28 protein-coding genes are annotated in these 26,863 nt (G+C 73.3%); 11 read left to right on the top strand and 17 right to left on the bottom strand.

Annotation, left to right across the window (positions count from 1 at the left end; genetic code table 11):
* Positions 1-90: 90 nt before the first annotated feature.
* From ACYVPE_RS18755 to ACYVPE_RS18740, 4 genes are read left to right on the top strand one after another with little or no spacing between them, the layout of a single operon-like run.
* Positions 91-1,302, top strand: coding sequence for a hypothetical protein (locus tag ACYVPE_RS18755; RefSeq protein ID WP_461034779.1), 1,212 nt, complete (start codon positions 91-93; stop codon positions 1,300-1,302).
* Complete coding sequence (locus ACYVPE_RS18750) at positions 1,299-1,871, top strand: GNAT family N-acetyltransferase (RefSeq protein WP_461034778.1); 573 nt, start codon at positions 1,299-1,301, stop codon at positions 1,869-1,871. The genes ACYVPE_RS18755 and ACYVPE_RS18750 overlap by 4 nt, the downstream gene beginning before the upstream one ends.
* A 30-nt stretch (positions 1,872-1,901) precedes the next feature.
* On the top strand, positions 1,902-2,051 hold the full coding sequence (locus ACYVPE_RS18745) for a hypothetical protein (protein ID WP_461034777.1): 150 nt from the start codon (positions 1,902-1,904) through the stop codon (positions 2,049-2,051).
* Positions 2,052-2,063: 12 nt separating this feature from the next.
* The gene (locus ACYVPE_RS18740) at positions 2,064-2,531 is read left to right on the top strand and encodes a hypothetical protein (protein WP_461034776.1); all 468 of its coding nucleotides are present in this window, start codon (positions 2,064-2,066) and stop codon (positions 2,529-2,531) included.
* Positions 2,532-2,541: 10 nt separating this feature from the next.
* Here ACYVPE_RS18740 and ACYVPE_RS18735 read toward each other — a convergent pair whose 3' ends face one another.
* From ACYVPE_RS18735 to deoC, 7 genes are all read right to left on the bottom strand, one after another.
* The gene (locus ACYVPE_RS18735; protein ID WP_461034775.1) at positions 2,542-2,955 is read right to left on the bottom strand and encodes a VOC family protein; all 414 of its coding nucleotides are present in this window, start codon (positions 2,953-2,955) and stop codon (positions 2,542-2,544) included.
* A gap of 4 nt (positions 2,956-2,959) precedes the next feature.
* Positions 2,960-3,850: an erythromycin esterase family protein gene (locus ACYVPE_RS18730; protein ID WP_461034774.1), complete on the bottom strand. Its 891-nt coding sequence runs from the start codon at positions 3,848-3,850 to the stop codon at positions 2,960-2,962.
* Positions 3,851-3,945: 95 nt separating this feature from the next.
* Positions 3,946-4,770, bottom strand: a complete 825-nt coding sequence (locus ACYVPE_RS18725) for a maleylpyruvate isomerase N-terminal domain-containing protein (protein WP_461034773.1) — start codon at positions 4,768-4,770, stop codon at positions 3,946-3,948.
* 77 nt (positions 4,771-4,847) lie between these two features.
* Positions 4,848-5,255, bottom strand: a complete 408-nt coding sequence (locus ACYVPE_RS18720) for a hypothetical protein (RefSeq protein ID WP_461034772.1) — start codon at positions 5,253-5,255, stop codon at positions 4,848-4,850.
* Positions 5,256-5,340: 85 nt separating this feature from the next.
* Positions 5,341-6,216 (bottom strand): aldehyde dehydrogenase family protein, encoded by an 876-nt coding sequence (locus ACYVPE_RS18715; protein ID WP_461034821.1) that lies wholly within the window; start codon positions 6,214-6,216, stop codon positions 5,341-5,343.
* A gap of 1 nt (position 6,217) precedes the next feature.
* Positions 6,218-7,648: an aldehyde dehydrogenase family protein gene (locus ACYVPE_RS18710; RefSeq protein WP_461034771.1), complete on the bottom strand. Its 1,431-nt coding sequence runs from the start codon at positions 7,646-7,648 to the stop codon at positions 6,218-6,220.
* 35 nt (positions 7,649-7,683) lie between these two features.
* A complete protein-coding gene (deoC, locus tag ACYVPE_RS18705) occupies positions 7,684-8,646 on the bottom strand; it encodes a deoxyribose-phosphate aldolase (RefSeq protein WP_461034820.1) in 963 nt (320 codons plus the stop codon).
* A 371-nt stretch (positions 8,647-9,017) separates the two neighbouring features.
* Between deoC and ACYVPE_RS18700 the strand changes: the two genes are divergently transcribed.
* Positions 9,018-9,656, top strand: coding sequence for a PH domain-containing protein (locus tag ACYVPE_RS18700; RefSeq protein WP_461034770.1), 639 nt, complete (start codon positions 9,018-9,020; stop codon positions 9,654-9,656).
* A gap of 13 nt (positions 9,657-9,669) precedes the next feature.
* Here the strand turns inward: ACYVPE_RS18700 and ACYVPE_RS18695 are convergent, their stop codons facing one another.
* The 4 genes from ACYVPE_RS18695 to ACYVPE_RS18680 form a co-directional block, all read right to left on the bottom strand.
* On the bottom strand, positions 9,670-9,942 hold the full coding sequence (locus ACYVPE_RS18695) for a type II toxin-antitoxin system RelE family toxin (protein WP_461034769.1): 273 nt from the start codon (positions 9,940-9,942) through the stop codon (positions 9,670-9,672).
* A gap of 50 nt (positions 9,943-9,992) precedes the next feature.
* Positions 9,993-11,696 (bottom strand): phospho-sugar mutase, encoded by a 1,704-nt coding sequence (locus ACYVPE_RS18690; RefSeq protein ID WP_461034768.1) that lies wholly within the window; start codon positions 11,694-11,696, stop codon positions 9,993-9,995.
* Complete coding sequence (locus ACYVPE_RS18685; RefSeq protein ID WP_461034767.1) at positions 11,696-12,496, bottom strand: purine-nucleoside phosphorylase; 801 nt, start codon at positions 12,494-12,496, stop codon at positions 11,696-11,698. The genes ACYVPE_RS18690 and ACYVPE_RS18685 overlap by 1 nt, the downstream gene beginning before the upstream one ends.
* Positions 12,497-13,491: 995 nt before the next feature.
* Positions 13,492-13,929, bottom strand: a complete 438-nt coding sequence (locus ACYVPE_RS18680; RefSeq protein WP_461034766.1) for a gamma-glutamylcyclotransferase — start codon at positions 13,927-13,929, stop codon at positions 13,492-13,494.
* A 108-nt stretch (positions 13,930-14,037) separates the two neighbouring features.
* Here ACYVPE_RS18680 and ACYVPE_RS18675 point away from each other — a divergent pair, with 108 nt between their 5' ends.
* Positions 14,038-15,480, top strand: a complete 1,443-nt coding sequence (locus ACYVPE_RS18675) for an NAD(P)H-quinone dehydrogenase (RefSeq protein WP_461034765.1) — start codon at positions 14,038-14,040, stop codon at positions 15,478-15,480.
* Between the two features lie 169 nt (positions 15,481-15,649).
* The gene (locus tag ACYVPE_RS18670; RefSeq protein WP_461034819.1) at positions 15,650-16,531 is read left to right on the top strand and encodes a DeoR/GlpR family DNA-binding transcription regulator; all 882 of its coding nucleotides are present in this window, start codon (positions 15,650-15,652) and stop codon (positions 16,529-16,531) included.
* Positions 16,532-16,605: 74 nt separating this feature from the next.
* Here ACYVPE_RS18670 and ACYVPE_RS18665 read toward each other — a convergent pair whose 3' ends face one another.
* Together ACYVPE_RS18665 and ACYVPE_RS18660 are read right to left on the bottom strand one after the other, a co-directional pair.
* A complete protein-coding gene (locus ACYVPE_RS18665) occupies positions 16,606-16,803 on the bottom strand; it encodes a DUF397 domain-containing protein (protein WP_461034764.1) in 198 nt (65 codons plus the stop codon).
* A gap of 212 nt (positions 16,804-17,015) precedes the next feature.
* A complete protein-coding gene (locus ACYVPE_RS18660) occupies positions 17,016-18,794 on the bottom strand; it encodes an acetyl/propionyl/methylcrotonyl-CoA carboxylase subunit alpha (protein ID WP_461034763.1) in 1,779 nt (592 codons plus the stop codon).
* 330 nt (positions 18,795-19,124) lie between these two features.
* Here ACYVPE_RS18660 and ACYVPE_RS18655 point away from each other — a divergent pair, with 330 nt between their 5' ends.
* Positions 19,125-19,622 (top strand): hypothetical protein, encoded by a 498-nt coding sequence (locus ACYVPE_RS18655; RefSeq protein ID WP_461034762.1) that lies wholly within the window; start codon positions 19,125-19,127, stop codon positions 19,620-19,622.
* Here ACYVPE_RS18655 and ACYVPE_RS18650 read toward each other — a convergent pair.
* The 3 genes from ACYVPE_RS18650 to ACYVPE_RS18640 form a co-directional block, all read right to left on the bottom strand.
* Positions 19,554-20,168, bottom strand: coding sequence for a nucleoside triphosphate pyrophosphatase (locus ACYVPE_RS18650; protein ID WP_461034761.1), 615 nt, complete (start codon positions 20,166-20,168; stop codon positions 19,554-19,556). The genes ACYVPE_RS18655 and ACYVPE_RS18650 overlap by 69 nt on opposite strands.
* A gap of 58 nt (positions 20,169-20,226) precedes the next feature.
* The gene (locus ACYVPE_RS18645) at positions 20,227-20,904 is read right to left on the bottom strand and encodes an ABC transporter ATP-binding protein (RefSeq protein WP_461034760.1); all 678 of its coding nucleotides are present in this window, start codon (positions 20,902-20,904) and stop codon (positions 20,227-20,229) included.
* 827 nt (positions 20,905-21,731) lie between these two features.
* Entirely contained in the window at positions 21,732-23,153 is a 1,422-nt protein-coding gene (locus tag ACYVPE_RS18640; protein WP_461034759.1) for an ABC transporter permease, read from the bottom strand.
* Between the two features lie 186 nt (positions 23,154-23,339).
* Between ACYVPE_RS18640 and ACYVPE_RS18635 the strand changes: the two genes are divergently transcribed.
* From ACYVPE_RS18635 to ACYVPE_RS18625, 3 genes are read left to right on the top strand one after another with little or no spacing between them, the layout of a single operon-like run.
* Positions 23,340-24,212 (top strand): VTC domain-containing protein, encoded by an 873-nt coding sequence (locus tag ACYVPE_RS18635; protein ID WP_461034758.1) that lies wholly within the window; start codon positions 23,340-23,342, stop codon positions 24,210-24,212.
* Positions 24,202-24,879: a DUF4956 domain-containing protein gene (locus ACYVPE_RS18630; RefSeq protein WP_461034757.1), complete on the top strand. Its 678-nt coding sequence runs from the start codon at positions 24,202-24,204 to the stop codon at positions 24,877-24,879. The genes ACYVPE_RS18635 and ACYVPE_RS18630 overlap by 11 nt, the downstream gene beginning before the upstream one ends.
* Positions 24,879-26,507, top strand: a complete 1,629-nt coding sequence (locus ACYVPE_RS18625) for a CotH kinase family protein (protein ID WP_461034756.1) — start codon at positions 24,879-24,881, stop codon at positions 26,505-26,507. The genes ACYVPE_RS18630 and ACYVPE_RS18625 overlap by 1 nt, the downstream gene beginning before the upstream one ends.
* On the opposite strand, the gene mmpB is transcribed toward ACYVPE_RS18625, so the two are convergent.
* Positions 26,497-26,628, bottom strand: coding sequence for a morphogenic membrane protein MmpB (gene mmpB / locus ACYVPE_RS18620; RefSeq protein ID WP_461034755.1), 132 nt, complete (start codon positions 26,626-26,628; stop codon positions 26,497-26,499). The two genes, ACYVPE_RS18625 and mmpB, sit on opposite strands and share 11 nt — an antisense overlap.
* Between the last annotated feature and the right edge of the window lie 235 nt (positions 26,629-26,863).

Raw genomic sequence — 26,863 nt, 5'->3', positions numbered from 1 at the left:
GCTCTGGACGGGAGGCTGATCGCCATGACGGGACCCAACAGATTGGCGGCACTGCGGCGTGCCGCTGGCCACACCCAGAGATCGTTCGTCGTGGAGTTCGCCCGGGAGGCCGCGCGGTTGGGCATCAGCGCGACGCTGACGGTGCGGCAGCTGCGGAGATGGGAACGTGAAGCGCCGCCTCCGTTGCCGCATCCGGCACAACAGGCCGTCTTGGAGGCGATCTTCGGGGTTCCGCTAGCGGAGATGGGCTTCATCGTTCCCACCCATCGGCGGTGCCGCGCGCTCTGCGTCGGCCATGATGAAGAGGTGAAGCGCCGGGATTTCGTCGCCGGCTCTGGTGGCATGGCCGTCGGGGCACTCCTCACCGACATGCCTGTCGGCCGGATCGGCATGGCTGACGTACGTCGGCTGCGGGCCATTCTCGCCGAGCTCTACGAGGTCGATCACCGCCAAGGCGGCATTCCGGCTCAGGCCCGTGCCCGGGAGTTGCGGCGGAAGGTCTCCCACGCCCTCACCGCGGGGGCGTGCACCGGCCAGGTCAGCCACGCCCTCCAGGTCATGGCCTGCGAACTCGCCTGCCATCGCGCCTGGTTCGCCTACGACGGTGGGTATGGGCGTCGGCTCGAGCAGGCGCGCGCGGCGTGTGCGGAGGCCATGACCGCCGCCCAACTCGTCGACAGCCCGCTTCTTCAGGTGCGGGCGCTCAACTCCCTGGCACTGATCGCGGCCGAGGCCGGCCGCGGCTGGGAGGCGCGTTCGGCGGTCGAGCGGGCCTACAGCCTGGCCCGTACTGCCGGTGCGGGGGCCACCGTGCATCTGGTCATCGCGCTACGGGAGGCGAACGCGGCGAACCACGTGGGGGAGTTGACGACCGCCCGTCGGGCACTGAGCCGCGCGATGGCCTTCCAGGCACGTATGGACGGCGACCGGGACGCCCCGCGATGGGCGAGGTTCGCGGGCCAGGTCGAGATCGACTACGCCACCGCCGCATGGCACCGGCGAGCGGGCCAACCCCGAAGGGCACTGCCGTTCCTGCGTGCCACGGTCGACGGCATCGGCGGTGGATACACCCGTAACACCGCCTGGTACCGAACTCGGCTGGCCCAGACGCTGCTTGACGCCGGCGCGGTCGAAGAGGCGTGTGCCGAGGTGACGGGCGTGCTCGACGCCTGCGGCCGGGTGTCGAGCCACCGGCTGCGCCGGCGGCTGCACGACTTCGCAGGCGCCGCCACCGGCACGGGGGCGGCGGTCGCCCGCGGGCCGGTGGACCGGATCCGCGACACACTGCGAGACGCCTCATGAGCTCCGTCGTCCGTGTCGACGCGCTGGACGGCCCAGGTGCGGCGGCGGTCGAGGACGCTTTCACGCTGGTGTACGCCGAGGCGTTCGCCGAGCCGCCCTATCTCAAGACCTCGGCCGACGTGGCAGCCAACGCACGCCGGTTCCGCTCGCAGTGCCGCAAGGCGACGTTCCGCGCCGCGCTCGCCAGCGCCGGTGGTGGCGAGCCGGTCGGTATCGCCTACGGCTATCCGCTCAGCGCCACCACCGGCTGGTGGGGCCGACTGACCACCCCCGTTCCGGAAGAACTGCGCCGCGAGGACGGCAGCCGCACGTTCGGCCTCATCGAACTGGCGGTCCGCGCGCCCTGGCGGTGCCGAGGCGTAGCCCGTCGCTTGCACGACACCGTCCTCAGCAGCGCGACCGAGGAGCGGGTGCTGCTCAACGCCCGACCCGACGTGCCGGCGGCCCAGGCGGCCTACCACTCGTGGGGCTACCGGAAGGTCGGCGAAGCCCACCCTTGGGACGGGGCCGCCCTGCACGACGTCATGCTCCTCGACCTGGGTGAAACGAGAACGGTGGCGGCTGACTGAGCCGAAACCGCTGGCCCGCTCGGTGGTCACGTGATCAGCGCCGAGGGGGACGTGGCCACGCTCAACACGATGTTCGACGATCGCGGGTGGCGGGCCGGAGAGGACGGCGACGATGGGAGCTTCGTCCTGCCGTTCGTCCCTCGCGCGGCGCAGCGGCGATCTCACGACTGGCGCGTGTGATCGACTGGCGAGATGGAAGCTTTCTGGGCGAGCGTCGTAGCCGTCGTTGGGACGTTATCGGGTTCCGTGATCACGCACTCCTTCCAGCGCCTCGCCTCCAGACGTGGCGAGTCGTTCGCGCGATCCGAGGCGCTTCGGGAGGAGCGAATAGCCGCGTACGCCTCGTTCGCGACGGCGTTGGAGGACTACCGCCACGCCCAGGCGAGCCGCTGGTACCGCAAGCAGGAGGATCCGGATGGCGAGACGTTCCTGACGGCTCGCGATGAGGCGCATCGACTCCGCACGGTGGCCAGGCAAGCGCTCTATCGCGTCAAACTGCTCACGGATGAGGAAGGGGTGGTCGTCGCAGCCGAGCGGGCCTACCGTCGTACGTGGGACCTCTCGAACGCGCGGAACCAGGCGGATCGGGACTCTCGGGACAGTCAGGCGCTGCAGGCCATCGAGGCGTTCGTGGCCCGCGCCGCGCCGCTGGTGCGGTGAGTTGGGTGCGTCAGGCGTTGGACCAGGTGCGGGTGGAGAGCACCAGCGGGTAGCCGTCCGGGTCGAGGACGGTCACGCCCCAGGTGTCCCAGTAGGGATTGTGCGCGGGGACCCGCCGGCCGCCGTGCTGTTCGAGGCGCGCCACGAGCGGGTCTGGCACGGGCTCGCCGAGGTAGACCACCAGCAGGTCCTCGGGCGTCGGCCGCGGCTCGACGGGCGCGGCGGGGTCGTGGACGAGCTCCAGGTGCCAGGCGGCGGCGGGCCAGCCGACCATCAGAAGGGAGTGCTCGCCAGGCGTCGCGCCGTCCGTCGTGTGCCGGTACAGCACGTCGAGGCCGAGCCCCGCCACCCAGAACCGCTCGGCGGCGGCGAGGTCGCGTGAGGGGCGGGCCACGCGGAGGTGCGCGGCGGCGTCGAGTGGCATGGGGTCACCTTTCGGGGAGCGGACGGGCCGGGCCGACCTCGCGGGTGAACAGGACGGCGTCGAACATGCCGCCGAGCGAGTCGCCGGACACCCGATGGTCGGACGCGGCCCGGGGATCGTAGACCGGGCCGATCATCCGCACGGTGGCCGGAGCGTCGAGCCAGCCCCGCACGGCGGGCGGCGGCGCGACCGGCCGCAGGTCGAGCAGGTAGCTCTCCCGGTCGACGGCGCCCAGGGTCGCCTCGGCGAACTCCGGCGGCGGGGCCGGGACATGCGCCGGGATCCGGCCGTGGTGGAACGTCATGCCGAGGGACACGAAGCCGGCGCCGAGACGGTCCCGCAGATGGCCGCCGGCCGTCCGCGCCGGGCTCGTGACGGCGGTATGGGCGAGGCCGCCCCAGTAGGCCACGCGGTCGCCGGCGCGTTCCAGCCGGCCGAGGGCGCCCTCGGCCAGGGAACGTTCGAGCGCGTCGCGATCGGCGGCCGAGCCCCCGCCGACCGAGCCGGCCAGGCGGATGGGGTCGGCGGGATTCCGCTTGTTGTGCTCCCGCAGCCACCGGATCGCGGCCAGCACCTCCTCGGTCTGCCAGAACGCCCGCGCGCCGGCCAGCGCCGCCCGCGGGTCGCCCCCGGCGCCGGCGGCGACGTACGCGTCGAGCCCGAGCCTGGCCGGATCGTCGCCCTCCAGCACCACCGTGCGGAAGCCGAGCTCCTCGACCAGCAGCCGCACGACGCGGTGCGCGGCCACGTTCAGCTCCCGGGTCGCCCGACACGCGACGCCGACCGCCACGACCCGCGCGTCGCCCACGACGGCGGCCAACGGCGCCCCGGCGTCCGGGACGAACGGATGGGCGTGGCGGTCGATCCAGCGGACCACCTCGGGCTCGATGTTCATTGGCTGACTTCCTGCTCGTGCTCGCCGCCGGGTGGCGGGTGCGGGAACGTCAGCCTCGAACATCAAGCCGGCTTGAAGTCAAGGCGGGCCGTGGGTCAGTAGACGATCGACACGATCCGGAGGGCCGCCGCCGCGAGGTCGTCGTCGCCGTCGACGCGGGCCCTGGCCAGCGCCGTGTCGGGGTCGACGCTCCGGACGCAGAGCCGCCACGCCGTCTCGGGGTCGATCGTGACGATCGTGTCCGGTTCCTCGACGGGTGGTTCGGCGAGCGACCAGCGGCCGCGGCCGACGGCGGTCACGGTCCAGGTCGAGCCGGCCGGCCCTGTGGCGGAGAGCCGGAGTTGGGTGCCGGCCGGGGCCGTGACGTCCCGCAGCGTGTGGGGGAGGGCCCGCATGAAGGTGTCGAGGACCACCGAGAAGGGCCGCGGTTGGGGGTCCGTCCGCTGGCCGACGACATGGCGGATCTGCTGGCGGTGCGCCCAGTACTCGGTGAACTCCCGGGCCGCGTCCAGCCAGCCGGGCGCCGGGACGACGCCGGCCCAGGAGACGCCGAGGGCCGGGCGGAACGGGTCGCGGGTCTCGAAGTGCTCGGCCACCTCGGGACCGGCCAGGTCGATGGCCTCCACGAGGGCTACCGAGCCGAGTTGCCGGTGGCCGTCGACCCACTCCTGGTTGATCCGGTGGATGAACGCTTCGAGCGGCTCCTCGGGCGCCGGCGCGCGGCGCTCGCGGCGGCCGGGTATCCGGCCCAGGTAGTCGCCGAGCAGGTGTGCCGCCAGGTCGTGCACACTCCAACCCGGCACCACCTCCCTGCTCCACTCCGCCGGCGTCAGATCACGCAGGGTGGCGTGCAGCGCCGCGTGCTCCGGCCTGAACAGTGGACGTGCGTCGATCGGCGGGCCGAGCCAGGCATGCTCCATGTTCCGAGCCTGCCAGCGTAATTGTGCGTCGGCCAGAGTTTTGCCAACTCACGCCCGGCGCACTCGGGTTGCCGGCGTCACGAACGCGCCGCGCGCGAGGCGAGACCGCGCCGGACGGCCGCCACCGTGTCGCTCGGATCGGAGTTGAAACAGATGGCGGCCCCGGGGGCGAGCCGGTGCACGAGGTTGATCACGCGTTCGAAGAGCGGCAGGTGTTCGGGCACCAGCCGAACGCCCGCCCCGATCACCACGCAGTCGAACTCGCCGCCTTCGAGCGCGTGTCGAACCACCTCGTCGGCCGTCTCGCCGAGGCCGAGCACGCAGCGCGTCACGTCGACGCCGGCCGCCGCCAGCTCCGCCCGGACGGCCGCGCCGGTGCCGCGCACCCGCGCGGCGTCCAGGTGGGGCATGGCCGAGAAATCGACCAAGGCCGGGTCGATGCCGATGGTCAGGACTCTGGGCGCGGGTTCCTCGTGTGGGGTCACGAGGACGAGCCTAGAAATTCAAGCCCTCATGAGGTCAACCCCGAGGTGACCGGACGCCGGCTGGGTCCTGTCGCCCGGACAGGGCCTAGACGCCGATCGGGTGCCAGACCGTCTTGGTCTCCAGGAACGCCGTCAGCCGCCCGGTGCCCGGGTCCGCCGTGAAGTCCTCGGCGGCGCGCGGGCGGTGGATCCGCTTCAGGGTGTCGGCGGCCGACGCCTCCAGGTCGACCGCCAGGTCGGGGGAGGCGCCGGTGAGGTCCAGCGCGTTCACGTCCCGGTGGCCGGCCAGCGGCGGGCCGAGTTCGGCGGGGCGCCCGGTGAGGACGTTGACCACGCCGCCCGGCAGGTCGGAGGTGGCGAGCACCTCGGCCAGGGTGAGCGCCGGCAGCGGCGCCGCCGGATCGGCCACCAGCACCGCCGTGTTGCCGGCGGCGATCACCGGGGCCAGCACCGAGACCAGGCCGAGCAGCGGCGAGCCGACCGGCGCCACCACGGCGACCACGCCGGTCGGTTCGGGCGACGACAGGTTGAGGTACGGGCCGGCGACCGGGTTGGTGGCGCCGGCGACCTGGGCGATCTTGTCCGTCCAGCCCGCGTACCAGACCCAGCGGTCGATCGCCGCGTCCACCACGGCGGCCGCGTGGTCGGCGTCGACGCCCTGCGCCTCGGCGAGTTGGATCCGGAACTGGTCGTGCCGGCCCTGGAGCATCTCCGCGATCCGGTAGAGGATCTGGCCCCGGTTGTAGGCGGTCGCGGCCGACCACTTCGGGAACGCCTTGCGGGCGGCGACCACCGCGTCCCTGGCGTCCTTGCGGGAGGCGAGCGGTGCGTTGGCCAGCCAGCGGCCGTCCGGGGTGGTCACGTCGTAGACCCGTCCGCTCTCGGAGCGGGGGAACGCGCCCCCGATGAACAGTTTGTAGGTCTTCAGGACGCTGAGGCGGGCAGCGGAGGTGTCAGACATCTCAGACATCGAGGTAGGGCTCCAGTCCGTGTCGGCCTCCCTCGCGGCCGTAGCCGGATTCCTGGTAGCCGCCGAAGGGTGAGGTGGGGTCGAAGCGGTTGAAGGTGTTGGACCAGACGACGCCGGCGCGCAGCCGCTGGGCCATCCACAGGATGCGGGAGCCCTTTTCGGTCCAGACGCCGGCGGAGAGGCCGTAGGGGGTGTTGTTGGCCTTGGCGACGGCCTCGTCGGGGGTGCGGAAGGTCAGCACCGAGAGCACCGGGCCGAAGATCTCCTCGCGGGCGATGCGGTGCGCCTGGGTGACGCCGGTGAACAGCGTCGGCGGGAACCAGTAGCCGGTGGACGGCAGATCGCAGGGCGCCGTCCAGCGGGTGGCGCCCTCGGCGTCCCCCGCGTCGGCCAACTGCCGGATGCGCGCCAGCTGTTCCGGCGAGTTGATGGCGCCGATGTCGGTGTTCTTGTCCAGCGGGTCGCCGAGCCGCAGCGTGCCGAGCCGCCGCTTCAGCCTGCCCAACAGCTCCTCGGCGACCGACTCCTGGACCAGCAGCCGGGAACCGGCGCAGCAGACGTGGCCCTGGTTGAAGAAGATGCCGTTCACGACGCCCTCGACGGCCTGGTCGAGCGGCGCGTCGTCGAAGACGATGTTCGCCGCCTTGCCGCCCAGTTCGAGGGTGAGACGGCGGCCGGTGCCGGCCAGCGAGCGGGCGATGGCCCGGCCCACCGAGGTGGAGCCGGTGAACGCCACCTTGTCGAGGCCCGGGTGGGCGGCCAGCGCCGCGCCGGTGGTGCCGTCGCCGGTGACGACGTTGACCACGCCGGCTGGCAGGCCCGCCTGCCGGCAGATCTCGGCGAAGCGCAGCGCGGTGAGCGGCGTGGTCTCGGCCGGTTTCAGCACCACCGTGTTGCCGGTGGCCAGGGCGGGCGCGATCTTCCAGGCCAGCATCAGCAGCGGGAAGTTCCACGGGATGATCTGGCCGGCCACGCCCAGCGGGCGCGGGTTGGGGCCGAAGCCCGCGTGGGCCAGCTTGTCGGCCCAGCCCGCGTAGTAGAAGAAGTGCGCGGCGACCAGCGGCAGATCAGTGTCCCGGGTCTCGCGGATCGGCTTGCCGTTGTCCAGCGTCTCGAGGACCGCCAGCTCGCGGGCCCGCTCCTGGACCAGCCTGGCGATCCGGAACAGGTACTTGGCGCGCTCGGCGCCGGGCAGCGCCGACCAGCCGGGGAACGCGGCGCGGGCCGCGGCCACCGCCGCGTCCACATCGGCCTCGCCGCCGTGCGCGACCTCGGACAGCACCTCCTCGGTGGCGGGCGAGACGGTCTTGAAGGTGCGGCCGTCCGCCGCCTCGCGGAACTCGCCGTCGACGAACAGGCCGTAGGACGGGGCGATCTCGGCGGTCGCCCGGGACTCGGGCGCGGGGGCGTACTCGAATTTCATGATCTCGTCAGTCCCACTCAGTCCACTCGGTCCAGTCAGTCCACGGTCACGTAGTCGGGCCCGGAGTACACGCCGGTGGCCAGCTTCTGCCGCTGCATCAGCAGGTCGTTGAGCAGGCTGGAGGCGCCGAAGCGGAACCAGGCCGGCGCCAGCCAGTCGTCGCCCGCCGTCTCGTTGACCAGCACCAGGTAGCGCAGCGCGTCCTTCGCGGTGCGGATCCCGCCGGCCGGCTTGACGCCGACCTGGCGCCCGGTGGCGTCCCGGAAGTCGCGCACCGCCTCCAGCATCAGCAGGGTGTTGGCCGGGGTGGCGTTGACCGCGACCTTGCCCGTTGACGTCTTGATGAAGTGCGCGCCGGCCAGCATCGCCAGCCAGGAGGCGCGGCGGATGTTGTCGTAGGTGGCGAGCTCGCCGTTCTCCAGGATGACCTTGAGGTGCGCCTCGCCGCACGCCTCGCGCACCGCCCTGATCTCGTCGAAGACCTCCAGGTAGCGGCCGGCGAGGAAGGCGCCCCGGTCGATCACCATGTCGATCTCGGTGGCGCCGGCGGCCACCGCCTCAGCCGTGTCGGCCAGCTTGACCGAGCGGGCGGCCCGGCCGGCCGGGAAGGCCGTGGCCACCGAGGCGACCTGGACGCCGGTGCCGCGCACCGCCTCGGCGGCGACGCCCGCCAGGTCGGAGTAGACGCAGATGGCGGCCACCGAGGGCACGGTGCGGTCGGTCGGGTCGGGGCTTATGCCCTTGGCGCAGAGCGACCGCACCTTCCCCGGGGTGTCCGCGCCCTCCAGGGTGGTGAGGTCGATCATCGAGATGGCGAGGTCGATGGCGAACGCCTTGGCCGTGGTCTTGATCGAGCGGGTGGCCAGGGCCGCGGCGCGGCCTTCGAGACCGACCGCGTCGACGCCCGGCAGGCCGTGCAGGAAGCGGCGCAGCGCGGCGTCGGTGGCGGTCACGTCCGCCACGTCGGCCGGGGCCAGCGCGGGTGCTGGAGATGGCATGCTCACCAGATCAGCATATCTACGCGCGTAGTGACCTGTCGCGAGGGGTCCCTCTTCTCGGTCTTCGTGGATCAGGCCTTGGCTCCCCCAGGCCTGGCGGCCTGGGTGGGGGTGCCCCCTGCACGGAGTGCTTGGGGGAGTACCCCCAGATGCGGTGCTCCCCCAGACTTCGTCCGGGAGGTGCCCCCATTCGCTTCGCGCAAGGCGCCCCACGCGGCGGAGCCGCACATCGACCGCAGCGCAGCTCATACCTGGCCGTATTCGCGCGATTCGGCAACGCAGCGAGGTGCCGTGTATGGCGTCGCGGCCCCACGAAGATCGGGGAGAGGGGCCCCTGGGTAGCGGACGCTCCGTCCGGCAGAATCGGATACATGAGTGAGTCCCAGACCTACGCCGACCGCGTCTACCGGTCGCCGGCGGCCATGGCGGCCGGTGCGCTGCTGCTCGGCCTGGCCGGCTGGCTGGGCGGCGACGCCATCCTGCGCGGCGACGGCCGCACCCCCTTCACGGCCACGGCGACGCTGCTGTTCCTCGCGCCGCTGGTGATGGCCTTCACCTTCCGACCCGCCGTCTTCGCCTCCGACGAACGGCTTCGGGTGCGCAACCCGTTCCGCACCATCACCACCCCCTGGGCCGCCGTCGAGCGGGTCGACGCCCGCTACTCGACGGAGTTCGTGGCCGCCGGCAAGCGCTACCAGATGTGGTCCATCCCCGTCTCGCTGCGCGCCCGCTCCAAGGCCACCCGGCACAACGAGGACGTCGCCGCGGGCCGCACCCCACGCGGCCCGCTGGCCTTCGGCTTCGGCGGCAACGCGGCCACGGCCGGCCCCGCCGACAACCTGCCGCGCACCGCGCCGAGCGACGTGGCGGTCGCCGAGTTGCGCGAGCTCGCCGAGCGGCACGCGGACCGCGAGGCGCCCGAGGGCGCGGTCACGGTCCGCTGGAGCTACGAGATCCTGGCCCCGCTCGCGGTGGGCGCGGTCGGGCTGCTCGTGCTCTGGATCGCCTGACGCCGGGGCGGGCTCAGTCCGCGTCCGGCAGCAGGACATCCTGGTTGTCGAAGACCCGCAGCACGACGATCACGACATAGCCGCGATGGACGATGTACTCGACCAGCAGCGAGGGCGTGACCCTGATGGTGCGGGAGGTGTCGTCGCCGCCGGCCGGGCGGGAGTGCTCGTTGAACGGGTCGTTGGCGAGGATGTCCACGCCCTTGTCGAACGCGGCGCGCCGCTTGTCGTCCAACCGGGCCCGCGTGTCAGCGGCGGCCTCGGTGAGATGTAGTTCGTACCTCACGCGACCACGGTATCCGAGCCATCAGGGCCCGGGTACCGCGCGAGCCGGTCTCAGACGCCGGCCGCCGCCGCCAGGTCACGGCGGATCGCCGCCAGCGCCTCGGTCGCGGCGGCGCGGGCCGCCGGCAGGGCGGCGCGGTCACCCACCGGGACCACCACCTCCAGGTAGCACTTCAGCTTCGGCTCGGTGCCCGAAGGGCGGACGATCACCCGGGCCGACGCCACCCCGCCGGAGCCGGCCAGGGCGTACCGCAGGCCGTCCGTCGGCGGCAGCTCGGCCGAGCCCGCGCTCAGGTCCTCGGCGGCGGCCACCGGCAGCCCGCCGAGCGCGGCCGGCGGGGCCTCGCGCAGCCGGGCCATGGCGTCGGCGATCAGGCCCGGATCCGCCACCCGCACCGAGAGCTGGTCGGTGGCGTGCAGGCCGTGCTCCAGCGCGATGTCGTCAAGCAGGTCGGTCAGCCTGCGGCCGCCGGCCGCCCGCAGCTCGGCCGCCAGCTCGGCGAGCAGCAGCGCCGCGGTGATGCCGTCCTTGTCCCGCACGCCGGCCGGATCCACGCAGTAGCCGAGCGCCTCCTCGTAACCGAAGGCCAGCCCCGGCACCCGGCCGAGCCACTTGAAGCCGGTCAGCGTCTCCCGGTAGGGCAGCCCGGCCGCGGCCGCGATCCGGCCCACCAGCGAGGCGGAGACGATCGACGCCGCGAAGGTGCCGCGCACCCCGCGCCGCACCAGGTGGGTGGCGAGCAGCGCGCCCACCTCGTCGCCGCGCAGCATCCGCCAACCTCCCCCGGCCTGGCGGCCGGGAGGTGCCCCCATCTCGGCGCCCGGGTCCGGCACGCCCGCCGCGCACCGGTCCGCGTCCGGGTCGTTGGCCAGCACCAGGTCGGGGCCGACCGCCCGGGCCTGGGCGAACGCCAGGTCCATCGCGCCCGGCTCCTCCGGGTTCGGGAAGGCGACGGTCGGGAAGTCCGGATCGGGCTCGGCCTGCTCGGGCACGGCGACGGGGGCGGGGAAGCCGGCGCGGGCGAACGCGTCGACGAGCGTCGCCTGCCCGACGCCGTGCATCGGGGTGTAGACGACCGAGACCTCCCGCGGCCCGCCGGGGGCCAGCGCCGCGCCGCTGCGGGCCAGATAGGCGTCGACGACCTCCTCGCCGAGCACCTCCCACCCGGCCTCAGGACGGGGCACGCCGGCCAGCGGCCCGACGGCCGCGATCTCGGCGGCGATGTCGGCGTCGGCCGGCGGCACGATCTGGCTGCCGTCGCCCAGGTAGACCTTGTAGCCGTTGTCCCGGGGCGGGTTGTGGCTGGCCGTGACGACGACGCCGGCGACGGCCCCGAGGTGGCGGATCGCGAACGCCACGACGGGCGTCGGCAGCGGCCTCGGCAGCAGCGCGGCGCGCAGCCCGGCGCCGGTCAGCACGGCCGCGGTGTCCCGGGCGAAGTCGGCGCTGCGGTGGCGGGCGTCGTAGCCGACGACGACGAGCCCGGGCGCCGTGCGCTTCAGGTACCGGGCGAGGCCGGCCGCCGCCCGGATCACCACGGCCCGGTTCATCCGCCTGGGACCGGCGCCCATCTCGCCGCGCAGCCCGGCCGTGCCGAACTCCAGCGTGCCGGCGAACCGGTCGGCGACGGCCGCGACGTCCCCTGCCTCCAGCAGGGCGGCGAGCTCGGTGCGGGTCTCCGGGTCCGGGTCCTCGGCCAGCCAGGCCCCGGCGCGGGCGAACAGCTCCTCGGGCGTCTCCTCCGCCCCCGTCATCACAGCCGCCCCAGCACCTGGGCCAGCAGACTGCCCATCCTGGCCGCCGAGTCGCGGCCGGCCTGGAGGACCTCCTCGTGGTTCAGCGGCTCACCGGTGATGCCGGCGGCCAGGTTGGTGACCAGCGAGATGCCGAGCACCTCGGCGCCGGCCTCGCGGGCGGCGATGGCCTCCAGCACGGTCGACATCCCGACGAGGTCGCCGCCCATCGTCCGCACCATCCGGATCTCGGCCGGCGTCTCGTAGTGCGGCCCGGGGAACTGCACGTACACGCCCTCCTCGAGGGAGGCGTCGATCTCGCGGCAGAGGGCGCGGAGCCGGGGCGAGTACAGGTCGGTGAGGTCGACGAAGTTGGGCCCGACGATGGGGGAGGTGCCGGTGAGGTTGATGTGATCGCTGATGAGCACCGGCTGCCCCACGGCCATCCCGGGCCGCAGCCCGCCGCAGCCGTTGGTCAGGACGACGGCCTTGCAGCCGGCCGCGACCGCGGTGCGGATGCCGTGCGCGACGGCGGCGACTCCGAGGCCCTCGTAGTAGTGGGTGCGGCCGAGGAAGACGAGGGCGCGCTTGCCGCCGACCCGGTAGGAGCGGACCTTGCCGGCATGCCCCTCGACGGCCGGCGGCGGGAATCCGGGCAGCTCGGTGACGTCGAACTCGGTTTCCGGGCGGCCCAGTTCATCGGCGGCGGGCAGCCATCCCGACCCCATGACCAGCGCGACGTCGTGGCCGGCCACCCCGGTCAACTCGCGCAGCCGCGCTGCTGCGGCGTTGACCGTGTCGTCAATCTCAGATGCGTTCACGCGACGAGCGTATCCGGTACCGGCCTACGCGCGTAGAGGCGGATCGGACGTGGCCGTCCTACTCGTCCCGGCCGCAGGACGGGTACGGCCGGCGGTTGGTACACCGCGGCGCGTACGTGCCGCGCTAGCCGGTCCCGGCCGGGGGCCGGGGGCCGGGTACGGCCCGGCTCCGCGCCGGGGCGGCGCAACGTCGCCCCGCCATAGCGCGGTTGGTTCGCCATCGGGCGTCGCGCCAGGCGCGGGTGGAGCCGTCATGCGGCGGTTGGGCTGTGGCCCGCTGGGCTCCGCCCAGCGCCGGGGCGCCAACCGCTGGCCCGGGCCGGCGCTGCGGCGGCGCCCCGCGCCGCCGGCTGGCGGCCGCAGCCCCTGCGGGGCACCTGGCCCTCCGGGCGGTACGGCCGCCCGGCTCCCCCCGGCCGCTGCTGGCCCGGGGTGTGCCGCCACCAGGCGGCCGACGTTCGGCGAGGCTGCGCCCAAGCTCGCGCAGGCCCCTTCGGGGCGGGTCCCACCGCTACGCGGCGCGGGTGCCGGCCTTGGCCCGGTGTTCGCCGTCCGCCCTTCCGGGGCGCCGAGGTCCGTGCTGGCGGAGGCTCTTCGGGGCGGTCCCACCGCTAGGCGGCGCGGGTGCCGGGCTTGGCCCGGTGTTCGCCGTCCGCCCTTCCGGGGCGCCGAGGTCCGTGCTGGCGGAGGCTCTTCGGGGCGCTCCAGCCGCCAGGCGGTGCCGGTGCCGGCCTTGGCCCGGCCGTTCCTGTCCGCCCCTTCGGAGCGGCTGGTTGCTTGGCCGCCGCTGGGCGGGGGATGCCGCCCGGTAGGGCGGTGGGCGAGCGACGTGCGGGGCGTCGCCGGGTCGAGTGGGGGCGCTGCCCCCGCCGGGAGGCGGAACGCTTCCGCCGCCAGGCGGTTGCTGTCCGCCCCTTCGGGGCGGCCTGGCCCTTCGGGCCGCCCAGGTCCGTGCCGGCGGAGGCCCCTTCGGGGCGCTCCAGCCGCCAGGCGGGTTAGCAGGGACGCTTGCGGAGTTCCATCACGTAGTCGTGCGGCGCGCCCGCCGAATCCGCCGCGTCGGCGATCTCGCCGAGGTAGCGCGCGGAGGGGAGGCCGCCCTCGTAGGCGTTGAGGACGTAGCCCCAGGTCGCGACGTCGCCGTCGAGGGTGTGGACGCGGAGGCGGGTGCGGCGGTAGATGCCGAGGCCGACGCCCTCCCAGCGGTCGAGCGCGTCCTCGTCCATCGGTGCGATGTCGTAGAGGGCGACGAAGACGTCGCAGATCGGGTCCTCGACGATCGTGGCCAGGGCGCCCTCCCAGCCCATCTCCTCGCCGCCGAAGGTCAGCCGCCAGCCGGTGAGCCAGCCGGTGACGCGCAGCGGCGAGTGCGGGGCGCGGCGGGACATCAGCCGGGGATCGAGGTTTCCGGCGTATGCGGCGTAGAGCGACATGGGACTGAGCGTACGGGAGAGGTGCGGGGGACAGGCCGAAGCGGCGGGCGCGGGCGGCCGGTGGGGGCCGGGCGGGAGATTCGACCGGTCGTACGAGACACTGGATATGTGACTCGGATCGTGATCATTGGTGGCGGACCAGGCGGCTATGAGGCGGCGCTCGTGGCGGCGCAGCTCGGGGCAGAGGTGACCATCGTCGACCGCGCCGGTCTCGGCGGGGCGTCGGTGCTGACCGACTGCGTTCCGTCGAAGACGCTGATCGCCACGGCCGAGGTGATGACCGGCTTCGACTCCTCGCACGAGGAGCTCGGCATCGAGATAGACCACGACGGGGACGGCGTCGGCGACGAGGTGCGCGGCATCGGGGTCGACCTGGGCCGGGTCAACCGTCGGGTGAAGCGGCTGGCGCTCGCCCAGTCGCACGACATCACCGCGTCGGTGACCAGGGCCGGCGTCCGGGTGGTGCGCGGTCGCGGCCGTCTCGAGCCGCTGCGGGGGCCGGTCGGCTCCCGGCGGATCACGGTGGTCGACACGGAGGACGGCGTCCCGCTCGAGCTGGAGGCCGACTGCGTGCTGATCGCCACCGGCGGGCAGCCGCGCGAGCTGCCGGACGCGCGTCCGGACGGTGAACGGATTCTGACGTGGACGCAGGTCTATGACCTGAAGGAGCTGCCCGAGGAGCTGATCGTGGTCGGCTCCGGCGTGACGGGCGCCGAGTTCGCCGGCGCCTACCAGGCGCTCGGCTCCCGGGTCACGCTGGTGTCCTCGCGGGACCGGGTGCTGCCGGGCGAGGACCCGGACGCGGCGGCCGTGCTGGAGGACGTCTTCCGGCGGCGTGGGATGAACGTGATGGCCCGTTCGCGGGCGGCGTCCGCGAAGCGGGTGGGCGACCGGGTGGAGATCACCCTGGCCGACGGTCGGACGATCTCCGGCACGCACTGCCTGATGGCGGTCGGCGCGATCCCGAACACCGCGGACATGGGTCTCGAGGAGGCCGGCGTCAAGCTCAGGGACTCGGGCCACATCTGGACGGACAAGGTGTCGCGGACGACGGCCCCCGGTGTCTACGCGGCGGGCGACTGCACGGGAGTGCTGGCGCTGGCCTCGGTGGCGGCGATGCAGGGCCGGATCGCGATGTACCACTTCCTCGGCGACGCGGTGGCCCCGCTCGACCTGAACACGGTCTCGGGGAACATCTTCACCGATCCGGAGATCGCCACCGTGGGGTACACCCAGTCCGACGTGGACGAGGGCCGGATCGACGCGCGGGCGGTGAAGCTGCCGCTGCTGCGCAACCCGCGGGCCAAGATGCAGGGCGTGCGGGACGGCTTCGTCAAGCTGTTCTGTCGTCCCGGCACCGGGATCGTGGTGGGCGGCGTGATCGTCGCGCCGCGGGCCAGCGAGCTCATTCATCCGATTTCGATCGCGGTCGACAACAGTCTGACGGTGGAACAGATCGCAAAGGCGTTCACTGTGTACCCGTCTCTGTCCGGCTCGATCGCGGAGGCCGCTCGGCAGTTGCACAACCGCAGGACGGGCGAGGAACAGTAGGCACAGGTCAGCGCGTGTATCGCAAACAAGGGCGCACGGGCGCATAGCACGCCTGGGGCGTGCGCACAGACAACTTCGGAAATTCCCCGCAACCTGCTGAAAGCAGACGGTCGTTCAGGTTACTGTCAGTTCCGTGTTCGCTGCTGAACGTCGTCAGATGATTCTCGAAATGGTGCGGGCCAATGGGGCGGTTTCGCTTCGGGAGCTCGCCCGGGTTGTCCAGACCTCCGAGGTGACCGTGCGGCGCGACGTGCGCGCGCTGGAGGCCGAAGGACTGTTGGACCGCAGGCACGGTGGTGCGGTCCTTCCCGGCGGTTTCACCCGGGAGTCGGGCTTCCCCCAGCGGGCGATGGCCGCGACCGCGGAGAAGACCGCCATCGCGGAGTACGCGGCCGGCATGGTGCGGGAGGGCGAGGCCATCGTGGTGGGCGCCGGCACCACCACCCAGGAGCTGGCGCGCCGGCTGGCGCGGGTGCCGGGGCTCACGGTGGTCACCAACTCGCTGCTGGTCGCGCAGGCCCTCGCGCACGCCAACCGGGTCGAGGTGGTGATGACCGGCGGCACGTTGCGCGGCTCCAACTACGCGCTCGTCGGCAGCGGCGCCGAGCAGTCGCTGCTCGGCCTCCGGGTCAGCAGGGCGTTCCTGTCCGGCTCCGGGCTCACCGCCGACCGCGGCCTCTCCACGTCGAACATGCTGGCCGCCAGCGTCGACCGGGCCCTGGTGCGGGCGGCGGCCGAGGTGGTGGTGCTCGCCGACCACACGAAGCTCGGCCTGGACACGGCCTTCCAGACCGTGCCGGCCGACCACATCGCGCAGTTGGTGTCGGACCAGCCGCCCCCGGCTGCGGAGGGCGACAAGGCGGCCGGGGTGCTCGAGGCGCTGGCCGCCCAGGGCGTCCGCATCGCCCTGGCGGGCGCCGGCGGCGGCCCGGCCGGTGGCGGCGTCGCCAAGCACCCTGGGGAGCCGCCGTCGTCGCCACCGCCGGCGGGGGGCCGCCGCGACGTGCCGCTGCCGCGCGGCACGCGGCTGCTGCGCAGGCTCGACGGCTGACCTCCCGCGGAGCCCGCGCGGTGCGGGCCGCTACGGAACGGACCGCCAGGAACGGGCCGCGTGGTGCGGGCCGCTCAGAGCGAGGTGAGGAACGCCTGCCAGGAGCGGCGCGGGAAGACCAGCACCGGCTTGCCAGGACCCTTGCTGTCCCGGACGGGCAGCGCCTCGGAGTGCCCTCTCGCCACTTCGACGCACTCGCCCCCGTTGCCGTTGCTGTAGCTGGACCTGCGCCACGATGTCGCCCGCAGTTCCGACTCCCGGAGTAAGTACATCGCCGATCGTCCTCCATGCCCTTGGAAAACACGCCGGTTGACGCCCCATGCGAAGGCGCCGCGTCACGATACGGTCACGACGCGAGAGCAGATGGTAGCGAAAGTGCGTTCGGCATATGTACACGGGTGGACACGGAGCGCACGGTGAAGACGCCCGGCCCCCGCGGTCGGTGTCGCGGGGGCCGGGCAACGTGCCGAATCGTTCGGTCTGTTCAGTCCTTGATCTCGCAGATCACCGCGCCCGAGGACAGCGAGGCGCCGACCTCGGCCTTGAGGGTGGTGACGGTGCCGGCGCGGTGGGCGTTGATCGGCTGCTCCATCTTCATGGCCTCCAGCACGATCACCAGGTCGCCCTCGGAGACCTGCTGGCCCTCCTCCACCGCGACCTTCACGACCGTGCCCTGCATCGGCGAGGCCAGCGCGTCGCCGGTGACGCCCGAGCCGGCCCGCTTGCCCGGCTTGCGGCGGGCCGGGCGGGCGCCGCCCGCGACCGCGGCGCGCGCCAGCGGCATGGCCAGGGTGGCCGGCAGCGACACCTCGAGCCGCTTGCCCGCGACCTCGACCACCACCGTCTCGCGGACCGCGCCCTCCGCGTCCGCGTTGGCGCCCGAGCTGTCGTAGGGCTCGAGCGCGTTGACGAACTCCGTCTCGATCCAGCGGGTGTGGACCTGGAACGGCTCGCCCTCCCGGCCCGCGACCTCCGGCGCGAACGCCGGGTCCTTCATGACCGCGCGGTGGAACGGGATCACCGTCGCCATGCCCTCGACCCGGAACTCGGCCAGCGCGCGGGCCGCCCGCTCCAGGGCCTGGCGCCTGGTGGCGCCGGTGACGATCAGCTTGGCCAGCATCGAGTCCCAGGCGGGGCCGATCACCGAGCCCGACTCCACGCCGGTGTCCACCCGCACGCCGGGGCCGAGCGGCGGCACGAACGTCGTCACGGTGCCGGGCGCCGGCAGGAAGCCACGGCCCGGGTCCTCGCCGTTGATCCGGAACTCGATGGAGTGGCCGCGCAGTTCGGGGTCGTCGTAGCCCAGCTCCGCACCCTCCGCGATGCGCAGCTGCTCCCGCACCAGGTCGATGCCGGTGACCTCCTCGGAGACCGGGTGCTCCACCTGGAGGCGGGTGTTGACCTCCAGGAAGGAGATCGTGCCGTCCTGGCCGACCAGGAACTCGCAGGTGCCGGCGCCGACATAGCCGGCCTCGCGGAGGATGGCCTTGGACGCCCGGTACAGCTCGGCGTTCTGCTCGGCGCTCAGGTAGGGCGCGGGGGCCTCCTCGACCAGCTTCTGGTGCCGGCGCTGGAGGGAGCAGTCACGGGTGGAGACGACGACCACGTTGCCGTGCTGGTCGGCCAGGCACTGGGTCTCGACGTGCCGCGGCCGGTCGAGGTAGCGCTCCACGAAGCACTCGCCGCGGCCGAACGAGGACACCGCCTCGCGCACCGCGGAGTCGTACAGCTCGGGGATCTCCTCCATGGTGCGGGCGACCTTGAGGCCGCGGCCGCCGCCGCCGAAGGCGGCCTTGATGGCCACCGGCAGGCCGTACTCGGCGGCGAACGCCAGCACCTCGTCGGCCCCCGACACCGGGTCGGTGGTGCCGGCGACCAGCGGCGCGCCGGCGCGCTGCGCGATGTGCCGGGCGGCGACCTTGTCGCCGAGCGAGCGGATGGCGGCCGGCGGCGGACCGATCCAGGTCAGGCCCGCGTCGATCACGGCCTGCGCGAACTCCGCGTTCTCGGACAGGAATCCGTAGCCGGGGTGGACGGCGTCGGCGCCGGCGTCGGCGGCGGCCTTGAGTACCTTCTCGATGTCCAGATAGCTGGCGGCCGGGGTGTCACCGCCCAGCGCGAACGCCTCGTCGGTCGCGCGGACATGCAGCGCGTCCCGGTCCGGCTCGGCGTAGACGGCCACGCTGGCGATGCCGGCGTCCCGGCATGCCCGGGCGACCCGGACGGCGATTTCGCCGCGGTTGGCGATGAGCACCTTGCGCACGATGGCTCCCTCCTCGGAACAAGGGGATTTTAGGTACTGGCGACACCTCGCAACGAGTCGCCCACAGGGGTGACCTTGCCCACACGGGCGGTGAGCGGAGCGCGCCCGTCCGGCGAAAATCCTTGCTGTCCCAAGGTACGCGCCTTGCTGGCCTTTGCCTTGGGATTCCTGAGGCGGACTGAAACTCGGGTACTCCGAGACATCAGAGACCCCTTGGAATTGTGGGAACCCCATAACGCTCCGCGCGATTCTTTGCCGTCTGGACGAGGGGGGTTGCCGTCCGCTTTACCCGGCAGTAGCGTGCGCCGCGTGAACCGGGGCAGACGAGGCGTGGCCGCGGTGGCGGCGGTGGTGGTCTTCGGTGCGGCGGTGGTTCTCGGGCTGCTGCACTGGATTCTCGGGCTGGTGGCCGAACGGCAGGAGATGTCCGTGGGTGGCGTGTCCACCACGGCGATCAGCCTTTCGGCATGGGTGGGCGGCGGGGCGCTCGCCGCGTTCCTGGTGTTGTGCGGCGCGCTGCTGGCGCGCGTCTCGGTGACGGACCGCCCGCCGCGCCGCTTCGCGCGGGTGGCGCTCGTGGGCGGGGCGGTGGTGCACGCGGTGCTCGGTGCGTTGGCCGTGGGGCTCGTGGGGTGGACGGCGTTCACCGGGATGATGGTGATCTTCACGCTGATCGTGCTGACGTTGACGCTCTACCCGGCGGCTCCGCCGCGGGGGCCGGCAGTGGCCGGGGTGGCCCCGTCAGGCCCGTCAGGCCCGTCAGGTCCAGAGATCGGTGACGGCCATGCCGAGACCGTCGCGCAGCAGCCGGCGCAGCAGCGGGAGTGAGAGTCCGATCACGTTGCCGGGGTCGCCCTCGATGCCGTCGACGAACGGCGCCGAGCGGCCGTCCAGCGTGAACGCGCCCGCCACGTGCAGGGGTTCGCCCGACGCGACGTAGGCGGCGATCTCGTCGTCGGTCGGCTCGCCGAAGTGGACGGTGGTCGACGCCACGCCGCTGGCCCGCCGGCCGTCGAGCGTGTCGATGAGGCAGTGCCCGGTGCGGAGCACGCCGGCGCGGCCCCGCATCGACTTCCAACGGCCGATCGCGGCCTCGGCGTCGGCCGGCTTGCCGAGCGGCCGGCCGTCGAGTTCGAGCAGCGAGTCGCAGCCGACGACCAGCGCGCCGGCCGCCTCGGGCCGCGCGGCCACGGCGGCGGCCTTCGCGTCGGCCAGCGCCTGCGCGAGCTGGCTCGGCGTCTCGGCGGCCAGCGCGTCCTCGTCGACCCCGCTGACGATCACCTCGGGGGCCAGCCCCGCCTGCCGCAGCAGCCCGAGGCGGGCCGGGGACCGCGAGGCCAGCACGAGTCGCCTCTTCGGCGTCAGGGAGTTCATGGCCGTCAGCGTAACGGGCCCCCTTTCCGCCTTTCCGGCCTTCCGGCCTCCGCCGGCGTCAGGCGCTCCCGACGATCTCGATCCTGCCGTCGGCGATCCTGGCCACCCGCTCGGCCCGGCGGGCCAACGCGCTGTCGTGCGTGACCATGACGAACGTCAGGCCGAGTTCCCGCCACCGGCTCTCCAGCACCTCCATGACCTCGTCCCGGGTCGACTCGTCGAGGTTGCCTGTCGGCTCGTCGGCGAGCAGCACCTGCGGGCGCTTGGCCAGCGCCCTGGCGATGGCGACGCGCTGCTGCTGACCGCCGGAGAGCTCGCTCGGCAGGTGGTTGGCCCGCTCGGCGAGCCCGACCGACTCCAACGCCTCGGCCGCGCGCCGCCGCCGCTCGGCGGCGCGGAGCCCGAGCGGGGCGAGCGCGGTCTCGACGTTCTCCTGCGCGGTGAGGGTCGGGATGAGGTGGAACCCCTGGAACACGAACCCGATCCGCTCGGCGCGGAGCCGGGTGAGCTTCGCCTCGGAGAGCTGACCGAGATCGGTGCCGTCGAGGACGACACTGCCACCGCTGGCCCGATCGAGCCCGCCGAGCAACTGCAACAGCGTGGACTTCCCGCCGCCGGTCGGCCCCTGGATCACCAGCCGCTCCCCACTCGGCACGGTCAACCGCACGCCGTCGAGCGCGACGACGGCCGCCTTGCCGCGGCGGTACGTCTTGGTGACGTCGGTGAGTTCGTACATGTCCTCAGCGCTTCCTTCTGTCGTCCGACTGTTGTTTCCCCCCACCCACCCACCCCTTTCCCGCGCCCCGCGCGGCCGGCCCCCGCCCCACGGTGCGCCGCCGGGCCGTGCGCGTGTGGCACCAACGCCGAGGGCCGTTGTCTTGTAACCAGCGCGGCACGCGGTTGGGGCAGAGCGGGCCCGCGCCACCGGCCGCAGGCCGGGCCGCGCCACCCCGCTGCGCGGGCCACCAGCCCCGGCCCCGGTACTCCGCGTTGCGCGCGGGCGCGCCGCGCCGCGCCGCTCCAGCGACCCTGGATTTCGCGGTGGCCCGCCCATCCGGGCCCGGCTCGGGCCGCGCACCGCGCGGGCGTTGGTCCCGACGAAGTCGCCTCCGTACCCCGCGCTGCGGCGGGTTGGGGCCGTGCCGTGGCGGCGAGCACTGGCCAGTGGCCCTCCGCCGCTGGCGTTTGGTGTTGCCAGCCGCGCGCCAGCACCGGCCGCCGTGCTGGCAGGTGTTGCCCAGCGCCCCGTGCCGCGGCTGCATCGCGGGCCGCAGGCCGGGCCGCTGCGCGCGGGCAGGGGGTCGCATCGCCCTGGCCGGTGGCCGGTGGCCGGTGGCCGGCGCGCCGGCGCCGATTGGTGCCGCCTCCGAGCCCCGCGCTGCGTGCGGGCGGAGGTCGTAGTGCCTGGGGCGCCGGCCGCAGGCCGGGTCGCTGCGCGTAGCGCTGGCCTCCGTTCGGACTGGTGTCGCCCCCGTGCCCGTGCCGTGGCTGCGTTGCCGGCCGCAGGGCCACGGCGCGCCGGATGCCGGAAAGGGCGGGTGGGTGGGGGATATCCGCACCCGGTCACGCCACGCGGGCCAACGCGTCGGCCGGGCGGAGGCGGGCCGCGCGCCACGTGGCGAACGTGCCGGCGAAGAGGCCGCCCGCGATGGCCAGGGTGGCGGCGAGGGTCACGATGCCGAGGCTGACGGGCGCGGTGAGCGCGATGTCGAGGGCCGTGGTCGGCTGCTCCATGCCCTGCCCCAGCATCCCGGGCCCGGGGAGGGACGCCGCCGTGCCCAACTCGGCGGTCAGTGACGGCTTGACGGCCGTGATGACGGCCGCCGCGCCCACGCCGGCCGCGAGGCCGATCGCGCCGCCGAACAGGCCGGTGGCCAGGGACTCGGCCAGCACCTGCCGGGTGACCCGGCCGCGCGACCAGCCGAGTGCCTTGAGCGTGCCGAACTCCCGGACCCGGCGGGTGACCGCCGAGGACGCGAGCAGCCCGGCGACGAGGAAGGCCGAGCCGAGCACCAGGTAGGAGAGCCAGCGGCCGAGGCCGTCCGCCAGGTCGGCGGCCGTGGCGAGGGAGCCGGAGACCTGGTCGGCGAGGTCGTCCGCCGTCACGACGTCCGCGTCCGCGATCCGGTCCGTGATGGCGGCCTCGACGGCGTCCAGCCGCTGCGAGTCCGCGGCCCGCACGTAGACGTCGGTGAGGGCGCCCTCGTTGTCCGAGAGCTGTTGGGCCCGGGCCAGCGGCAGGTAGACGTCGGCGGCCGCGTCGCCCTCGGTCGCGGCGGTGAGGCCGACGACCTCCAGGTCCGCGCCGCCGACGGTGAGCGTGTCGCCCACCGCGAGTTCCTCGCCGGTCGCGTATCCGGCGTCGAGGAGCGCCACGTCCGCCGTGGCGTCGTCCGCCGTGAACGTCCGGCCGTCCGTGACCTCGGTGGCGCCGAGCGGGCCCTGGTCGACGTGGGCCACGTCGGCGCCGAGGATCGCGTACTGGTCGATGTCGAACGCGGCCCCGCCGCCCCCGACTTCCCCCCGGCCCTGGCCGCTCGGCGGCCCCTCGCCCGGTTCGAACGAGCCGCGCACGCCCACGCTGCGCAGCGCGAGGCCGCCGACCGCGCCCGTCACGCCGTCGAGGTCGGCGATGGTGGCGACGGCCGACTCGTCCAGCGTCTGGAAGCCGTCCACGACCAGCATGTCGCCGCTCTGCTCCTCGCCCTCCCGGGCGTCGAACTCGAAGCGGGGCCGCTGCCGTTGACCGTCCCCGCCGTCCTCACCGTCCCCGCCGTCGGCCGGCGAGGTGACGGCGGGGCTGACGGTCAGGTCCGTGCCGAGGCCGTAGAGCGACCGCAGCACCTCGTCCTGGGCGCGTTGCATGCCGGCGGAGACCGCGTTGACGACGATCACCAGGGCGATGCCGAGCGCGAGCCCCGAGGCGATGACGAGTTGGGCTCTTCGACGTCTGCGCAACTCCCGGCGCAGGTAGGTGAGGATCATGCGCGGCACGGTAGGGCGGGGCCGTGAGGAGACCCTGAGGGCGCCATGAGAGGCGCATGAGAAACCGCCGGAGCCGCCCCGGGCGCGATCCCCAAGACCATTCTCAGCCGGTTCTCATCGTCCTCTCATCCACGGCTAGTTGGTTAACGCCGAGCGATCGAGAGGTGAACTCGGGAAAGGGGGATCATGACAGCCGACGCACGCCACGAACGAGGCGTGGCCAGCCGACTGCACGCCTTCAACCGGTACGAGATCAAGTATCTGGTGCCCGTCACGGAGGTGGCCCCGCTGCGCGACGAGCTCGCGCGGCGGATGGACCGGGACGTGAACTGCCCGGACGGTGGCTACGGGGTGTGGAGCGTGTACTACGACACGCCGGCGCTGCGCTTCTACTGGGAGAAGATCGAGGGGCTGAAGTTCCGCCGGAAGCTGCGGATCAGGCACTACGGGGACGTCTCGGCGGTGACCGACGACTCGCCAGTCCACGTGGAGATCAAGCAGCGGGTCAACCGCGTCACGCAGAAGCGCCGGCTGCGGCTGCCGTACCACGCGGCGCGCACGCTGTGCGACGGCCGGGCGGAGGTCGAACACGCCGAGCGGGAACGGCCGTTCGTGCACGAGGTGCTCGATCTGCTGATCCGGCTCGACCTGCGGGCCACGGCGATGACCGGCTACCGGCGCGAGGCGCTGGTCGGCCGGGAACAGGACGCCGGCCTGCGGGTGACCTTCGACCGGCGGATCCGCGGCCGGGACCGCGACTTCCACTTCGCCTCGCCGGCGGAGAACCGGTACATCGTCCCGCCCCGGCTGGCCGTGATGGAGGTCAAGGTCAACGAGCGGGTGCCGTACTGGATCACCGACCTGATGGCCCGCCGGAACCTGACCGTGGTCCGGGTCTCCAAGTACTGCCAGAGCGTGGAGGCGTACGGCCGCGCGCCGCGGTCCGCCTTCCACGTGCCCGACGAGGCCGAGGCGCCGGCGACCAGCGCGCCCACGCCCCCCACCCACCAGTTCGAGACCCCCGCCTTCGAAGAAACGGCCCCCACCCATGTTCGATGATCTCCAGGACCTCAGCGGCACGTTCAGCACCACCGACGTCATCGTCTGTCTGGCCCTGTCCTTCGTGCTCAGCATGATGACCGGCTTCGTCTACCGGGCCACCCACCGCAACGTCTCCTACAGCCAGTCGTTCGTGCAGACGCTGGTGATCGTCGGGATGATCGTGGCGCTGATCCTGCTGGTGGTGGGCTCCAACCTGGCCCGCGCCTTCTCGCTGGTGGGCGCGCTCTCGGTAGTGCGGTTCAGGAACGCCATCAAGGAGACCAGGGACGTCGGCTTCATCTTCCTGGTGATGGGCCTCGGCATGGCCTGCGGCGCCCGCTTCTACACGCTGGCGCTGATCGGCGGCATCACCGTCTGCGCGGTGATCCTGGTGATGCACCGGTTCAACGTGTTCCACCTCAATGTGCAGCGGCAGGTGGTCAAGGCGCAGCTGCCGGCCGGCGAGGACCACACCGCGGCGATCGAGGACGTGCTGATCCGCCACACCACCGAGTTCGAGCTGGTCAGCACGGAGTCGATACGCGGCGGCGCGTTGACCGAGGCGTGTTACACGGTCCGGATGAAGAAGGGCGTGGCACCAGCCCAGTTGGTCGCCGCGCTCCAGGAACGCACCCACGGGCAGCGGGTCTCGGTGTTGACCGGCTACGACCAGACGGACCTTTGATGGCCACCCGACGGCTGCGGCACCGGGTGCCGGTCCGGCTGCGGCAGCACTGGCGGCCCGCGGCGGCGTTGGTCGGCGCGCTTGGGGTGACGCTGACGTTCTTCGGGGACGTCCGGGTCACCGCCGTCGTCACCAGCGCGTCGGACGGCGAGGGCGACCGGATCACCGAGGACATCGCGGGGACGGTCGACCTGTACGACTCCTCGGTCGCCCACTCGATCCAACTGGAGTACGACGAGGACGACTTCGCCGAGTTGATGGCGTCCTTCGAGGAGGACGGCGAGAAGGAGTACATCGAGGCCGACCTGACCGTCGACGGCACCTTCATCGAGAGCGTGGGCATCCGGCTCAAGGGCAACTCCACGCTGTCGTCGCTCTCGGGGCGCGGCGGCCCGGGCGACGACGAGGGCATGCCGGGCGGCCTGGTGATCTGCGGCGCTGGACCGGGTGGCGAGATCCCGTCGGACGGGGACGAGGAGGGCCCCCTGGTCGGCGGTCCCGCCGGCGGGGGGATGGTGACCCTGTCCGCCGACCGGCCTGAGGAACTGCCCTGGCTGATCAGCATCGACGAGTACGTCGAGGGCCGCGCCTACCAGGGCCACCAGGAGATCTCGGTCCGGCCGGGCAGCGGCGCCGACGTGCCGCTCAACGAGGCGCTCTCGCTCACCCTGATGGCCGAGTCCGACCAGCCGGCCGAGCGGTTCGCGTTCTCCACCTTCGCCGTCAACAGCCGGCCGGCCACCACCCGGCTGGTGGTGGAGAACCCCAGCGCCGGCTACGCGGCCGCGCTGGGTGACGACGGCGTGCTCTACAAGTCGCGGGCCAGCAGCGAGTTCAGCTACCGGGGGGACGATCCGACCGAGTACCAGGACGACTTCAAGCAGCTGAACAAGCGGGGCAGCCAGGACCTCCAGCCGGTGATCGACCTCATCCGGTGGGTCGAGGAGTCCTCGGACGAGGAGTTCGCGGCCGAGCTGGCCGACCATGTGGACGTCGACTCGTTCGCGCGCTACGTGGCCACCCAGGACCTGATCGGCAACTTCGACGACATGTCGGGCCCCGGGAGCAACTACCTGCTCTGGTACGACCTTTCGAGCCGTACGTTCGAGGTGCTGGGCTGGGACTTCAACCTGGCGTTCAGCGGCATGGGCATGGCCGGCGGTGGATTCCCTGGCGGCGACGGCGACGGCGACGGTGGCGGTGGCGGCATGCCGGGCGGTGGGGGACCACCGGAGGGCATGGAACTGCCGGAGGGGATGGAGCTCCCGGAGGGCCTGACGTTGCCCGAGGGCACCGAGGAGTGCGGGCCGCCCGGCGAGGGTGACGGCGGTCCCGAGGGCGGACCCGAAGACGGTGTGGAGGGCGGCCTGATGGCCGGAAACGCCCTCAAGGAGCGGTTCCTGGAGTCCGACGCCTTCGACGAGGTCTACGCGGACGCCCGGCGCGAACTCCAGGACGCCTTCTACGGCTCGGGCGCCGCGCTCGACATCCTCGACGGGCTCGTCGAGCGGGCCGAGGCCGCCGGCGCCGACGCGGACGAACTCGCCGCCGCGGCCGACACCCTGCGGGAGAGCGTGACCACGCAGGCCGGGTCGGGGACCGGGGAGGAGGCGACGGTCACCGGCTGAGCAGCAGCAACACCAGCGGCGCCGCGACGGCCAGCACCCAGCCGGCGCGGCGCAGCATGGCCCGGGCGGCGCCGTACTCCCCCTCGGCGTCTGACGGTTCTGCCAGGTCGGACCAGAGCATGGGACCAGGCTCCCAGCGAAGGCGCCCGGGCGCCTGAGTACCCGTACTCAGATCCGGATAGCCCACCTCCGCCCGGCCCGGTTCCGCCCGGCCCGGCTCAGGCCGGCCAGAAGCTGGTCCGCCACGCGCCGGGACCCGGCGCAGGGGGGCGCCGCGGCACGGTGCGGGCGGGGTGCGACCAGGCGGACGCCGGCCGTGGCCCGTCGAAGTCGGAGGCCAAGCGGTCTTAGGAAGA

The organism is Streptomyces mayteni (assembly GCF_054783955.1).
Note: the sequence above shows the minus strand (reverse complement) of the source record. Positions and strands in the feature narration are given on the sequence as shown.

Excerpts from the sequence above, each read along its gene's own strand:
- deoC (WP_461034820.1), bottom strand. The coding sequence starts at position 8,646 with ATGCCATCTCCAGCACCCGCGCTGGCCCCGGCCGACGTGGCGGACGTG.
- ACYVPE_RS18635 (WP_461034758.1), top strand. The coding sequence starts at position 23,340 with ATGACAGCCGACGCACGCCACGAACGAGGCGTGGCCAGCCGACTGCAC.
- mmpB (WP_461034755.1), bottom strand. The coding sequence starts at position 26,628 with ATGCTCTGGTCCGACCTGGCAGAACCGTCAGACGCCGAGGGGGAGTAC.
- ACYVPE_RS18665 (WP_461034764.1), bottom strand. The coding sequence starts at position 16,803 with ATGTACTTACTCCGGGAGTCGGAACTGCGGGCGACATCGTGGCGCAGG.
- ACYVPE_RS18645 (WP_461034760.1), bottom strand. The coding sequence starts at position 20,904 with ATGTACGAACTCACCGACGTCACCAAGACGTACCGCCGCGGCAAGGCG.
- ACYVPE_RS18630 (WP_461034757.1), top strand. The coding sequence starts at position 24,202 with ATGTTCGATGATCTCCAGGACCTCAGCGGCACGTTCAGCACCACCGAC.
- ACYVPE_RS18670 (WP_461034819.1), top strand. The coding sequence starts at position 15,650 with ATGGTGCGGGCCAATGGGGCGGTTTCGCTTCGGGAGCTCGCCCGGGTT.
- ACYVPE_RS18690 (WP_461034768.1), bottom strand. The coding sequence starts at position 11,696 with ATGACGGGGGCGGAGGAGACGCCCGAGGAGCTGTTCGCCCGCGCCGGG.
- ACYVPE_RS18680 (WP_461034766.1), bottom strand. The coding sequence starts at position 13,929 with ATGTCGCTCTACGCCGCATACGCCGGAAACCTCGATCCCCGGCTGATG.
- ACYVPE_RS18640 (WP_461034759.1), bottom strand. The coding sequence starts at position 23,153 with ATGATCCTCACCTACCTGCGCCGGGAGTTGCGCAGACGTCGAAGAGCC.
- ACYVPE_RS18725 (WP_461034773.1), bottom strand. The coding sequence starts at position 4,770 with ATGGAGCATGCCTGGCTCGGCCCGCCGATCGACGCACGTCCACTGTTC.
- ACYVPE_RS18735 (WP_461034775.1), bottom strand. The coding sequence starts at position 2,955 with ATGCCACTCGACGCCGCCGCGCACCTCCGCGTGGCCCGCCCCTCACGC.
- ACYVPE_RS18700 (WP_461034770.1), top strand. The coding sequence starts at position 9,018 with ATGAGTGAGTCCCAGACCTACGCCGACCGCGTCTACCGGTCGCCGGCG.
- ACYVPE_RS18750 (WP_461034778.1), top strand. The coding sequence starts at position 1,299 with ATGAGCTCCGTCGTCCGTGTCGACGCGCTGGACGGCCCAGGTGCGGCG.
- ACYVPE_RS18650 (WP_461034761.1), bottom strand. The coding sequence starts at position 20,168 with ATGAACTCCCTGACGCCGAAGAGGCGACTCGTGCTGGCCTCGCGGTCC.
- ACYVPE_RS18710 (WP_461034771.1), bottom strand. The coding sequence starts at position 7,648 with ATGAAATTCGAGTACGCCCCCGCGCCCGAGTCCCGGGCGACCGCCGAG.
- ACYVPE_RS18625 (WP_461034756.1), top strand. The coding sequence starts at position 24,879 with ATGGCCACCCGACGGCTGCGGCACCGGGTGCCGGTCCGGCTGCGGCAG.
- ACYVPE_RS18715 (WP_461034821.1), bottom strand. The coding sequence starts at position 6,216 with ATGTCTGACACCTCCGCTGCCCGCCTCAGCGTCCTGAAGACCTACAAA.
- ACYVPE_RS18740 (WP_461034776.1), top strand. The coding sequence starts at position 2,064 with ATGGAAGCTTTCTGGGCGAGCGTCGTAGCCGTCGTTGGGACGTTATCG.
- ACYVPE_RS18730 (WP_461034774.1), bottom strand. The coding sequence starts at position 3,850 with ATGAACATCGAGCCCGAGGTGGTCCGCTGGATCGACCGCCACGCCCAT.